11 protein-coding genes are annotated in these 12090 nt (G+C 72.1%); 5 read left to right on the forward strand and 6 right to left on the reverse strand.

Going from position 1 to position 12090, the window contains the following annotated elements:
• Position 1: 1 nt before the first annotated feature.
• Positions 2-301, forward strand: a complete 300-nt coding sequence (locus ACGGCP_RS20970; RefSeq protein ID WP_392968708.1) for a LysR family transcriptional regulator — start codon at positions 2-4, stop codon at positions 299-301.
• On the opposite strand, the gene ACGGCP_RS20975 is transcribed toward ACGGCP_RS20970, so the two are convergent.
• Positions 295-1170, reverse strand: a complete 876-nt coding sequence (locus tag ACGGCP_RS20975; RefSeq protein WP_392968566.1) for a serine hydrolase — start codon at positions 1168-1170, stop codon at positions 295-297. The two genes, ACGGCP_RS20970 and ACGGCP_RS20975, sit on opposite strands and share 7 nt — an antisense overlap.
• A gap of 100 nt (positions 1171-1270) precedes the next feature.
• Between ACGGCP_RS20975 and ACGGCP_RS20980 the strand changes: the two genes are divergently transcribed.
• Positions 1271-1597, forward strand: coding sequence for a hypothetical protein (locus ACGGCP_RS20980; RefSeq protein ID WP_392968568.1), 327 nt, complete (start codon positions 1271-1273; stop codon positions 1595-1597).
• On the opposite strand, the gene ACGGCP_RS20985 is transcribed toward ACGGCP_RS20980, so the two are convergent.
• Positions 1587-2771 (reverse strand): TetR/AcrR family transcriptional regulator, encoded by a 1185-nt coding sequence (locus tag ACGGCP_RS20985; RefSeq protein ID WP_392968570.1) that lies wholly within the window; start codon positions 2769-2771, stop codon positions 1587-1589. The two genes, ACGGCP_RS20980 and ACGGCP_RS20985, sit on opposite strands and share 11 nt — an antisense overlap.
• 162 nt (positions 2772-2933) lie before the next feature.
• Between ACGGCP_RS20985 and ACGGCP_RS20990 the strand changes: the two genes are divergently transcribed.
• Both ACGGCP_RS20990 and ACGGCP_RS20995 read left to right on the forward strand, forming a co-directional pair.
• Positions 2934-4205, forward strand: a complete 1272-nt coding sequence (locus tag ACGGCP_RS20990; RefSeq protein WP_392968572.1) for an MFS transporter — start codon at positions 2934-2936, stop codon at positions 4203-4205.
• An 11-nt stretch (positions 4206-4216) separates the two neighbouring features.
• Positions 4217-5974, forward strand: a complete 1758-nt coding sequence (locus ACGGCP_RS20995) for a glycoside hydrolase family 3 N-terminal domain-containing protein (protein WP_392968574.1) — start codon at positions 4217-4219, stop codon at positions 5972-5974.
• A gap of 41 nt (positions 5975-6015) precedes the next feature.
• Here the strand turns inward: ACGGCP_RS20995 and ACGGCP_RS21000 are convergent, their stop codons facing one another.
• The 3 genes from ACGGCP_RS21000 to ACGGCP_RS21010 form a co-directional block, all read right to left on the reverse strand.
• Positions 6016-8445, reverse strand: coding sequence for a S8 family serine peptidase (locus tag ACGGCP_RS21000; RefSeq protein ID WP_392968576.1), 2430 nt, complete (start codon positions 8443-8445; stop codon positions 6016-6018).
• Positions 8446-8538: 93 nt separating this feature from the next.
• The gene (locus ACGGCP_RS21005) at positions 8539-9750 is read right to left on the reverse strand and encodes an MFS transporter (RefSeq protein ID WP_392968578.1); all 1212 of its coding nucleotides are present in this window, start codon (positions 9748-9750) and stop codon (positions 8539-8541) included.
• Positions 9731-10342, reverse strand: a complete 612-nt coding sequence (locus tag ACGGCP_RS21010; protein ID WP_392968580.1) for a DsbA family protein — start codon at positions 10340-10342, stop codon at positions 9731-9733. Before ACGGCP_RS21010 ends, ACGGCP_RS21005 begins: the two co-directional genes overlap by 20 nt.
• A gap of 39 nt (positions 10343-10381) precedes the next feature.
• On the opposite strand from ACGGCP_RS21010, the gene ACGGCP_RS21015 reads away from it, so the two are divergent.
• Complete coding sequence (locus ACGGCP_RS21015; RefSeq protein WP_392968582.1) at positions 10382-10882, forward strand: MarR family winged helix-turn-helix transcriptional regulator; 501 nt, start codon at positions 10382-10384, stop codon at positions 10880-10882.
• 74 nt (positions 10883-10956) lie between these two features.
• Here ACGGCP_RS21015 and ACGGCP_RS21020 read toward each other — a convergent pair whose 3' ends face one another.
• On the reverse strand, positions 10957-11808 hold the full coding sequence (locus ACGGCP_RS21020) for an NAD(P)H-binding protein (protein ID WP_392968584.1): 852 nt from the start codon (positions 11806-11808) through the stop codon (positions 10957-10959).
• Between the last annotated feature and the right edge of the window lie 282 nt (positions 11809-12090).

Below are 12090 nucleotides of genomic sequence, written 5' to 3' on the forward strand. Positions count from 1 at the left end.
CATGCGGCACTTGGAGTGTTTCCTGGCGGTAGGTGAAGAACGTCACTTCGGGCGGGCCGCCGAGCGCCTCGGGATGGAGCAGCCGCCGCTGAGCCAGCGCATCCGGCGCCTGGAGAAGGAGCTGGGCGCGGACCTGTTCGACCGGGGCGGCGGGCAGGTGCAGCTGACGCCCGCGGGGCACGTGCTCATGCGGGAGGCGCCGGAGCTGCTGCGGGCGCATCAGCGGATGCGGACGCTGGTGCAGCGGGCGGCGGCGACCGATCCGGCGGACCCGCCGCGGCCGTGGTCGGCGCTCTACTGAGCGCCGCTGTCCTGAGCTGAGAGCGCTTCGGTGAGCGCGAGCGCGGCGCGGCTCATGGCGAGTTCGACTTCGCGGAAGTTGCCGCGCGTGACCTGGGCGAAGACGGCGATGGCGTGGCGGCGGCCGTCGGGCCACTCCCAGACGGCGACCTCGTTGAGCCAGCCGGGGAGCGAGCCGGAGCGGCCGAAGGGTTTGACGGCGCTGGGGGCGAGTCGCGAGAGGCGCCCGCCGGTGAGCTGGCGGCCCATCCAGTGGCGGACGTCGGCGGCGACGGGCGCGGGCCCGTCCCAGATCCGGCGCAGGAACGCGGTCATGTCGGCGGGTGTGGAGGCGTTGGTGCGCATGGGGTCCCAGGCGCTGGTGGCGCGGAGTTCGGCGGTGGTGACCGCGCCGCTCTGGAGGACGTGGGCGAGGGCTTCGAGGTCGGCGATGTCGAGGTCGCGGGCGACCTCCTCGAGGATGACGCGGGGCGAGCCGAGGAGGCGGGTGTCCTTGAGGCCGAGGCGGGTCGGGAGGCTGCGGAGCGCGCCCGCCCCCATGTGCTTGACGACGAGGTCGGCGGCGGAGTTGTCGGAGACCTCCATCATGAGCGCGGCGAGGTCGCCGACGGCGATCTGGGAGTCGTAGCGGAACCCGGCGACGCCGGTGCCGCCGAGGCGGTCGGCGGCGGTGACGCGGACGGGGGCGGCGGGGTCGATGCGGCCCGCTTCGACCTGGCAGCGGAACTCCCAGGCGATGAAGAGCTTCACGACGGAGACGAGGATGACCGGTTCGGTCTCGCGCACGCCGAGCCCGCGCCCGTCCGCGAGGTCGCGGATGTGGGCGGAGGCTCTGGCGCCCAAGGGCGCGAAGTACTGGTCGAGGTCCATTTCCTGGGCTCCTGGTCCGCCGGTCACGGGTGTCAAGGCTAGGCGGCCGCCGCCCGTGGAGCTCCGGGGGCCGCTCGCGCTGTGGCTAAGCTTGGCGCTCATGGAGGAGCATCCGCTGGTCCGGGAGGTCTATCCCGAACTCGTCGCCGAACTCGCGCGCCTGCTCGAGGACGAGGGCGAGCGGTTCCTGGCGATCCTGGCGCACGACCTCCGGATCGTCGCCGAGTGCGGGTGCGGGAGCGACACCTGCCAGAGCTTCCACACCTCCGGCGATTTCCCGCCTGGGACGAAGTACGGGCCGGGGCACCGCAACGTCATGCTCGACCCTGAGGAGGGCATGCTCATCCTCGATGTCGTCGAGGAGCGGATCGTCTACGTGGAGGTGCTCGACCGGGCCCGGATGGTCCGGCGGGACGTCACCGGCTGAGGACGGTCTCCAAGTGGGCCTTGAGTTCGGCGGCGACGTCGACCTCGTCGGGGTCGTAGAGCCACTGGACCTGGAGGCCGTCCCACAGGGCGACGAACCAGACGGCTTCGCGGCGCGGGTCGCGGTCGGGCGCGAGCTGGCCGCTGTCACGGAGCATCGCGAACACGCTGGTGAAGTGGTCGAGCGCCCAGCGGAAGCGCCGGGTGAAGTAGGCGTGCGCGGGGTGGTCGGCGGCCGTGGCCTCGTGGGAGAGCACGGTGTACAGCTCGATGAGGCCGGGGCGTTCGGCGTTGGAGCGGGCGCCTTCGACGAGGCCGCGGAGGAACGCGCGCGGCGGGAGGGGCGCGGGGATCTCGTAGGTGAGCTGGTCGTCGCGGCGGGAGAGGACGGCGGCCAGGAGCGCGTCCTTGGAGCCGAAGTGGTGCAGCAGTGAGGATTTCGAGGTGCCGACGCGTGTCGCGATGTCGCTGAGGCTGGTCGAGGTGAAGCCGCGCCCGGCGAACAGCCCGGTGGCGGTGGCGATGATGCGGGCCCGCTGCTCGCGGCCGCGCGCGTAGCCGGCGTCGTCGCCGGGCGGCGGGCCGGGGAGGGTCACGAGCGCGTCGCCGTCGGGGGCCTCGGCGTCGAGGTCGGCGCGGCCTTCGGGGACGCGGGCGAAGTGGTCGGTGAGCGAGTCGACGACGTCGACCTCGTCGAGGTAGAGGGACATGACCTGGAGGCCGTCCCAGGCGGAGGTGAGCCGGGTGCCGTCGGCGTCACCGATCTCGAAATGCCTGCGGCGCAGTTCTTCGTAGCGGCGCTTCATGTGCTCGTGGCCTGGGTGGGCCGGGGAGACGGCCTCGCCGGTGAGGGCGGCGAACAGCGGCACGTAGCCGGGGGTGGCGGCGTTGCGGCGGGCGAGGCCGAGGAGGACTTCGGGGCGCGGCAGGTCGGCGTGGGCGTCGAACCAGGCGAGGTTCGCGTCCTCCCAGCGCGACAGGAGCGCGAGCAGCAGTTCGTCCTTCGACTTGAAGTAGCGCAGGAGCGCGGCGTGGGAGAGCCCGGCCTTCGCCGCGATCGCGCGGAGCGAGACGCCGCTGAAGCCCTCGGCGCCGAAGAGCGCGTAGGCCGCGTCCAGGATCTCCTCCTGGCGGGCGAGACCGGTGGCGTTGCGGCGCTGGGTGGCGGCGGTCACCTGGGGTTCCTCACGGTCGGCGGGTCGGGTGCGGCGCTGGCCGCGGGGCCAATCCTAGCCGTTCGTTTCAAAATTGTGAGCCAAAGAAGCTAACCACTCGGTCAGTTTTGGGGCTACAGTCCATCGCAGGGCACCGTCGCCCCTGCTTGAAAGGTCAGTGCCATGACAGAGTTGTCAGCCCCCGTGGCCGCGCCCGCGGCTCCCGCCCGCGAACCGCGTTCCTACCCCTTCGCCCTCGCCGGAGCGAACTTCGGCATCTACGTCGCGATCCTCACCCCCGTCATGGTCTCCATGGCGTTCAAGGTCGACCACATCACCGCCACCCCCGAAGCCGCCGCCAGCGCCCTCGGCCTCGTGCTCGGCGTCGGCGCGCTCTTCGCCCTCATCGCCAATCCCCTGGTCGGGCGGCTGTCCGACCGCACCACCTCCGGCTTCGGCATGCGCCGGCCGTGGATCGTCGGCGGCGCCGTCACCGGGCTCCTCGCCCTCGCGCTCATCGGCGTCGCCGGGTCCGTGTGGCTCGTCCTCCTCGGCTGGTGCGTCGCCCAGACCGCGCTCAACGCCGTGATGGCCGCCGCCAACGCGACCCTGCCCGACCAGGTGCCCGCCGAGCGGCGCGGCAAGACCTCCGGGATCGTCGGCATCACCACGCCGCTGGGCATCCTCGGCGGCTCGTTCCTGGTGAACTTCATCGACGGCGACCTGCTGCGCTTCACCGTCCCCGGCGCGCTCGCCCTGCTGCTGTGCCTGCTCTTCGCGTTCAGCCTCAAGGACCGCGTCCTCGCCGAGAAGCCCGCCGAGCGGTTCACGGTCCGGCAGTTCCTCGGCTCGTTCGTGTTCAACCCGGTCAAGCACCCCGACTTCGGGTGGACCTGGCTCACGAAGTTCCTCGTCATGTTCGGGTACGCCGGGATCGCCTCGTACCTGCCGTACTACCTCACCGACAGGTTCCACCTGAACGAGCAGGACGCGATCGGCGTGATCCTCCTGGCGAACGTCGCCTCGATGGGGGCCATGGCCGCGTCGAGCCCGATCGGCGGGATCGTCTCCGACCGGCTCGGCAAGCGCCGCGCGCCCGTCGCGTTCGCCGGGCTCGTCATGGTCGCGGGCCTCGTGCTCCTCGCGTTCGCGCCGAGCACCGGGATGGTGATCGTCGCGCAGGGCGTCATCGGCCTCGGCGCGGGCGCGTTCTTCTCCGTGGACCTGGCGCTCGCGACGCAGGTGCTGCCCAACCCGGAGGACACCGCGAAGGACCTCGGGGTCCTCAACATGGCGAACGCGCTGCCGCAGTCGCTGGCCCCGGCGATCGCGCCCGCGATCCTCGCCCTGGGGAACGCGACGCCGCTCGGCGGCTACCCGCTCTGGTACCTCTTCGGCGCGCTCACCGCGCTCGCCGGGGCGGTCCTGGTCTACCGCATCAAATCCGTCAAGTAAGGGAGCACCGCATGAACGACGTCGACACCCGCTACCGCGACGCGTCGCTGCCGATCGAGGACCGCGTGGAGATCCTGCTCGGGCAGATGACGCTCGAGGAGAAGGCCGGGCTGTTCTTCCACACCATGATCACCGTGGGCGAGGACGGCGAACTGGCCGGGCCCGACCCGGTGTTCGGGCTGCCGTCGAACGAGGACTACGTCGACGGGAGGTTGATGAACCACTTCAACGTCCTAGGCGGGCTCCCGTCGGCCGAGGCGGCCGCGAAGTGGCACAACCGGCTCCAGGAGCTGGCCGCGTCCACGCGGCTGGGCATCCCCGTGACGCTCTCGACCGACCCGCGGCACTCCTTCAGCGACAACCCGCTCGCCGCGCTCAACACGCACGCGTTCTCCGAGTGGCCGGAGATGCTCGGCTTCGCGGCGCTGCGCGACGAGGCCCTGGTGGAGCGGTTCGGGGACATCGCCCGCCGCGAGTACACCGCGATCGGGCTGCGGGTCGCGCTGCACCCGCAGATCGACCTCGCGACCGAGCCCCGCTGGGCCCGCCAGCTGCCGACGTTCGGCGAGGACGCGGGCCTCGTCTCGCGCCTCGGCGCGGCCTACATCCGCGGGTTCCAGGGCGCCGAGCTCGGCCCGGAGTCGGTGGCGGCCATGGCGAAGCACTTCCCCGGCGGCGGCCCGCAGCTGGACGGCGAGGACCCGCACTTCGCGTACGGGCGCGAGCAGGTCTACCCGGGCGGGCGGTTCGAGCTGCACCTGGAGCCGTTCGCGGCGGCGTTCGCGGCCGGGGTCTCGCAGATCATGCCGTACTACGGGATGCCCGTGGGGACCGAGCACGAGGAGGTCGGGTTCGGGTTCAACAAGTCCGTGATCACCGGGCTGCTGCGCGAGCGCTTCGGGTTCGACGGCGTGGTCTGCACCGACTGGGGCCTGGTCAGCGACGGTGAGATCATGGGCCAGCCGTTCCCGGCCCGCGCGTGGGGCGTCGAGCACCTGACGCCGCGCGAAAGGATGGTCAAGATCCTGGACGCGGGCGCCGACCAGTTCGGCGGGGAGGCGATCCCCGAGCTGCTCGTCGACATCGTCCGGTCCGGCGAGGTCGGCGAAGACCGCCTCGACGTCTCGGCGCGGCGGCTGCTGCGCGAGAAGTTCGTGCTCGGCCTGTTCGACCGGCCGCTCGTCGACGTCGAGGCCGCCAAGGCGCTCGTCGGCTCGGCCGAGTTCCGCGCCGAAGGCGAAGCGGCCCAGCGCGCTTCGGTGACGCTCCTGAGCAACGACGGGACGCTGCCGCTCAAGGCGGGCCTGAAGCTGTACGTCGAAGGCGTCGACCCCGAGGTCGCGGCCGAGTACGGCCAGGTCGTCGCGACCCCCGAGGAGGCGGACGCGGCCGTGATCCGGCTCCAGGCGCCCTACGAGGAGCGCGGCACCATGTTCGAGAACTTCTTCCACGCCGGGTCGCTCGACTTCCCGGCCGAGGTGGTCGAGCACGTCGCAGCGGTCGCCGCGGCGGTGCCCACTGTGGTCGACGTGTTCCTGGACCGGCCCGCGATCCTCGGCCCGGTCGTCGAAGCGGCCGCGGCGGTCACCGGCAACTACGGGACCAACCCGCGCGCGCTCCTCGACGTGCTCACGGGCGCGGCCGAACCGAAGGGCAGGCTGCCGTTCGACATCCCGTCGAGCATGAAGGCCGTCGAGGCGAGCCGACCGGACGTCCCGTTCGACACCGCCGACCCGCTCTTCCCGTTCGGGCACGGCCTGTCGTACTGAAAGCGAGGACGGCGGGCCCCGCGCGGGCCCGCCGTCCCCTGTCACCGGGAGGCGGACATGGAGGCGAGCGCGGCGTCGCCGTCGCCCTCGACGACCGCGTTCGACACGGCCAGCGCGAAGTCCTGGCGCAGGCCGTCGTCCGGGGCCGCGCCGGGCGCGTGCCGCGTGACCGAGACGCCCCGCACGCGGACGGTGTAGACGCCGTCCTCGGGGGCGGCGACGGTGATCTGCTGGACGTTGTTCACGACCCGCGTGGCCGGGTTCGCGTCCCAGTTCACGATCTCGCCCGAGGGCGTCTCGAGTTGCAGGTACAGCTCGTTGACGAGGCCGCCGAGGCCTTCGAGCGACGGCGCGTCCGTCCACACGAGCGTGATCTTCAGCGGCTGCGCCGGGTCAGCGGCCTCGACCCGGTAGCGGCGGATCTCCCCGGTCGCGACCGCGTCGGCGGGCGCGTCCGCGAAGCGGCTGCGGTGCGCCGAGCCGACGGCGCGGGCCACGTCCACTCTGCCGAAGCCGCTCACCGGGTTCGGGCCCTCGGGGACCTCGCCGGGGAACTGGCCGGGCATCGCGACCGCGCCGTTCACCAAGAGCGCCTTGAGGAGGGCCGCCGAGGGGCGGCGGCCGTCCTCCACGTGGCCCTGCGCCGTGAGGTGCTGCCGGACCAGGGCCGCCGCGCCCGCTACCAGCGGCGTGGCCATGCTCGTGCCGCCGCTCCAGCAGTAGCGTTCGCGCAGCGGGTGGCCCTCGGGCAGGCGGCCCCACAGCGGCTCGCCGTCCCCGGCGTACACCGAGGTGAGCATGGACAGGACGTTCGTGCCCGGCGCGACCACGTCGGGTTTGATCCGCAGGTCGTCGGTGGGGCCGCGCGAGGAGAACGCGGCCATGCCGTCGGCGTCGTCCGAGACGTGCCCGGCTTCGCCGAGCTTCGGGTAGCGGCCGAGCTGGCTCCAGTTGCGGTCGATGCCCGGCGGCGGTTCGGAGCCGCTGGGGCGCAGGTTCTCGCTGGCGCCCACGGTGAGGCAGTTCTTGGCGGTGCCGGGCGAGCCCATCGAGTCGGGGTCGATCAGGCCGTCGCTGTCGGCGTCCTGGCCATCGTTCCCGGCCGCGAAGAGCACCAGCATGTCCGGGTGGGTCCACATGAACTCGTCGACGGCGCGGGCGTTCTGCCCGTACTCCCCCGCGAGCGGCGCGCCCCACGAGTTGGTGTGGACGCGCGCGCCCGCCTCGTAGGCCTCGGCGAACAGCTCGCCGATGTCGCCGGGGATGCCGTACAGGCCCGACTCGGGCGGTGGCCAGGGGAACGTGAACGGCTGGAGGCCCGCCGCGGCGAGCTCGGCGCGGGTCTTCCAGCGGATGCGCTGATTGACGGCCTGGAAGAAGAGCGTGGCCTCGGGGGCGATGCCGGACGGGACGGGCCCGGACCCGGCCTGGCGGGCGGCCGCGCCGTCGCCGAGGACCGAGCCGGTGACGTGCGTGCCGTGCCCGGAGTCGGTGTCGGCCGGGCCGTCGTCGTGGCCGGGCGGGTCGTTCGTGAAGGGCGCCAGGACCTTCCGGGTCGGCCACGACGTGATCGCCTTGATCCTGCCGCGCACGTCGGGGTGGACGGTCTCGATGTCGCCCTTGTCGAGCCCGGAGTCGGCGACGGCCACGATCTGCCCGGTCCCCGCGAGCGGCAGGTCCCCGAAGCGATGGTCCGCCGGGACGCCCATGATGGCTGCGGCCTGGTCGTTGCTGGTCTGGGAGAACGCGTACGGCATGATCGCCTGCACGCCTTCGCGGTCGGCGAGTTCGGCGATGAGCGGGCGCGGGACGCTCGCCACGAGGGACTTCGGGAGCGCGGTGAGCACCGCGCCGCCCGCGTCCCGGATGCGGCGTGCCAGCGCGGCGGTGTCCTCGCCGGGGAAGACGGCGACCTCGATCATCTGCGGGCCGTCCTCGGCGAAGTCGTCGGGGTCCACAGTGGCGAGGGAGGCGGCGTCGAGGTCCCGGCGGGGCGCGGGGTGGAGTTTCGGGGAGACTTTCATGGCCGGGCGGTAGGGGGTGACCTCCTCGACGTGCGGGAGGGCCCGGATCGCTTGGGCGCGTTCGGGAAGGAACCCGGCGAGGAGGGTGAAGCCGGAGAGGCTGCCGTGGAGGTCGGCTCCTGCTTCGGCGAGGTCGTCGAGCCAGGCGGCGGTGGGCGGGCCGATGAGTTTCACGAGCCAGTAGGCGGTGCGGCCGGGTTCGGGGTCGATGGCGACGGCGGCCTGGGCGTCGAGCGCGGCGGCGAACTGGAAGCTGGCCCCGGCGGTCTGGACGGGCTGCTCGGGCAGGGGCGTGGTCTCCAGGCCCCGGGACGCGAGGTCCCGGGCCTGGCGGGGACTGCCTTCGATGAGGATCTGGTCGGGGTATTCGGCGAGGATCTCCACGCCGGTGTCGAGGGCGGTGTCGCGGTCGTCAGTGTGCCGAAGGGTCACGAGGAGTCTGGACATGAGGGCCTTCTTCGGGAGGGGAGGACTGCCGCTTGCACCGGGCGGCTGCCCTCTAGGCTACGCCTCGATCACGGTGCGTAGGGTCCCGTAGGTTCAGGCGGCGAGGACGGATTCGGGCGCGGGCCGCACGGGGGCCCTGTCGGCGCGCAGCAGCATCGCCCCTCCGATGAGGACGGAGGCGCTGAGGGCGGCCCAGAGCTGCCAGGTCCCGGCGTCGAGGAGGAGGCCCAGGAGCATCGGGGCGAGGGTGCGGCACAGGGACCAGGAGAGCTGGTAGAAGGACAGGTAGCGGCCGCGCAGGTGGTCTGGGGCGGCGTGGACGGCGAGGCTTTCCGACGGCGCGGAGTGGATGAGCTCGCCCGCGGTGTAGAGGACGGCGGTGGCGAGGACCGCGACGACGGCGGCGGTGCCGTCTAGGGCTGGCAGGAACGCGAAGGCCGCGAAGGAGACCGCGAAGACGGCCGTGCCGAGCGCCGCGCCCGAGCCCCGGCGGAAGCGGGCCATGAGGCGGCCGACGGGGACGCCGAGCCCGGCGACGAGCGCGGTGTTGACGGCGAAGACGACCCCGGCGAGGGCGTCGGGCAGGTCGGCGTCCCTGGTGAGGAAGACCGGCAGGGCGATGGCCTGCGCGGAGTAGCCGAAGGCGATCAGGAAGTTCGCGGCGGTCAGGCGACGGTAGCGGCGGTCGGCGAGGACGGTGCGGTAGCCCGATGCGGGCCGCTCGATGGCCTTGGGCGTCTTGGCGGTGACGGGCATGAGGGCGACGAGGACGGCCGCGACCGCGAAGGCCCCGGCGAGTGCGAGCGCCGAGGCGAGGTAGCCGCCGTCGCCGACCGCGAGCATCGCGGCGGCGGCGAGCGCGCCGAATCCCATGCCGCCGTTGCGGAGGCTGCGGTTCCAGGCGAGGAGGCGGTCGCGATCGGCGCCTTCGGCCATGTCGCCGATGAGCGCCTGCTGGCTCGGAGCCGAGGCCCACATGGCGACGGCGACGGTGAGCGCGACGCCGAGGAACGCGGGGTAGCTCGTGGCGAGCGGGTAGAGCGCGAACGCTATGGCGCGCAGGGCGAGCGCCCCGGTGTAGACGTGCTTGCCGCCATGGCGGTCGATGAGGACGCCGACTGCGGGCACGGCCGCGAGTGCGCCGATCCCCGCGAGGGTGAGGCCGGTGCCGACCGCGGTGAGCGACTGGCCGGTCAGGGCGTGCACGAACAGCATGGTGAGGGGCACGTAGATGCCGTTGCCGACGGCGTCGACGAGGCTGGCGGCGATGAACCTGCGGCGGGCGTCAGGCGAGTTCGAGCGCATTGCGGCTCCGCTTCAGTTCGGCGAACGCGTCGAGGCGCGCGATGGTCGAGAGGGCCTTGAAGAGGCCTTCGGCGTCGCGGCCTTCGGGGACCGCGGAGAGCACGGGTCCGAAGTAGCCGGTGCCGTCGACGACGGTGAGCGGTGTGCCCGCCTCCTCCCCCACGGCGTCCTGCCCGGCCCGGTGGCTGGCGCGCAGCGCGGCGTCGAACTCGGTGCTGCGGGCGGCTTCCGCGAGGCTCGTCGGGAGGCCGGTCTCGGCGAGAGCGGCGGCGATGACGCGGTCGTAGTCCTTGTCGCGGCCCTGGTGGATGCGGGTGCCGAGGGCGGTGTAGAGGTCGCGCAGGATCCCGGCGCCGGCGTGCTCCTCGGCGGCGGCGCAGACGCGGGCGGGGCCCCAGGCGCGGTCGTTGAACTCGCGGTACCAGGGTTCGAGCTCGCGGTGCTCGTTGAGGACGGCGAGGCTCATGATCCGGAATCGCAGCGTGATCGGTTGCAGGCGTTCGACTTCGAGAAGCCAGCGAGAGGTGATCCAGGCGAAGGGGCAGGCCGGGTCGAAGTAGCAGTCGACCGTCGGCGCGAAATAATCTTCCATGGAAGACATATTATCTTCCACGGAAGGTAGAATGCAAGTATGGATCTTGACGAGACTGGCGACGCGGTCGCGGTGATGGTCGAACAGTGGCGGCGCGAACGCCCTGACCTGGATGCTTCCCCGATGCTCGTGGTGGGCAGGATGTTCCGCACCGTCGGCGCGTGGGACCGCGCGCTGCGCGGACCGTTCGCCGAAGCGGGCCTCGGCAACGGCGACTTCGACGTCCTCGCTGCACTGCGCCGGAGCGGCGACCCCTACGAGCTTTCAGCGGGCGAACTGAGCCGCACGGTGCTCGTGACCACCGGCGCGATCACGAAGCGGGTCGACCGGCTCGAAGCGGCGGGCTGGGTCACCCGATCGGTCGCCGAGGAGGACTCGCGCGGCCGCCGGATCGCCCTCACCGAAGCCGGACGCCGACTGACCGACGAGCTGATGGAAGCCCACCTCGCCAACCAACGCGAGCTCTTGCGAGGACTCGACGACGGCGAGCGGGCCGCGCTGGCGAGGCTCCTCGCGAAGCTCGGCGACGACCTCCACTGACCTTCAAGCGAGGCGCCGAACGAAGCCGGACCCGGCGATGTGACGATCACCCCGGGCCCGGCTCGCTGTAGGTCCTACTTGGACCAAGCTCCCTCTTCGGCCGCCCGGCGAGCCCAGTCGGCGAAGGCGACCGGCTTGCGTCCGAGCACCTGCTCCACCCCGTCTGCGACATCGCCGATCTTGCCCTCGCGCATGACGCGGTACATCGCATCGAGGAAGAACACCAGGTCCTCCGGCAGTCCCTCGGCCCGAAGCGCACCGGCGTAGTCCTCGGGGCTCACGTCCTGGAACACGATGGACCGGCCGGTCGCCCGCGCGATCGCCCCGACCGCCGCCGGGAACGTGAGCGATTCGGGACCGCTCAGCTCGTAGACCTTCCCGCCGTGCCCGCCCTCGGTCAGCACCGCAGCGGCGACCGCGGCGATGTCCTCCACGTCGATGAACGGCTCCACAGTGTCTTCCACCGGCAAGAAGAGCTCGCCGGCGAGGATGGCCTCGAGCATGTCTCCCTCACTGAAGTTCTGGTTGAAGTTGTTGGCCTGCAGCACCGTCCACTCGACCCCGGAGGCCTGTACGGCTTCCTGGATCGCGTACATGCCGATCGCTTCGGGGCCGACTCCGACCGCCTCGGCGAGGACATGGATGCGGCGACCCGACTGCGCGACCAGGCGACGCACGCCCGCCTTCTCAGCTGCGGCGACGACCGCTGCGGCGAGGAAGGGCTCGTCCGGCGGGATCAGGTAGACAGCGGCGACCCCTTCGAAGGCAGCAGCCCAAGTGGACTCGTCGTGCCAGTCGAACCGGATCGCAGTGCTCCGCGAAACGGCGCGCACGTTGTGCCCGGCTTCGCTCAGGTTCGCGGTGAGGCGGCGGCCGACCTTGCCAGTCGCGCCGGTGACCAGGATGATTTCGTTCTCGTTGCTCATGCGCCCAGTCAAGCCGACGGACGACTCGGTTCCCATCGCTCAGACGCCACGATCCATGTGCGTCCGTCTAACCTCCTTCCCGATGTCGTTGTCCTCCACACCGCCCCTTGCGCACGCTGACGCCGGAGGGTGTGCCGATTGATTGCTCGCACGTCTCGCCGTGGTCTGCCCGGGTCCTCTGATGCCCGGCCAGCCGGCGTCGATCGCGCTGGCGGTCTTGCGCTGATGTGCCTCGTTCAGTCGACACTGCCTCTGGCCCAGGTGATCCGAACCAGCGATCTT

The sequence above is a fragment of the Glycomyces sp. NPDC048151 genome (assembly GCF_043202775.1).
Lineage (GTDB): Bacteria > Actinomycetota > Actinomycetes > Mycobacteriales > Micromonosporaceae > Glycomyces.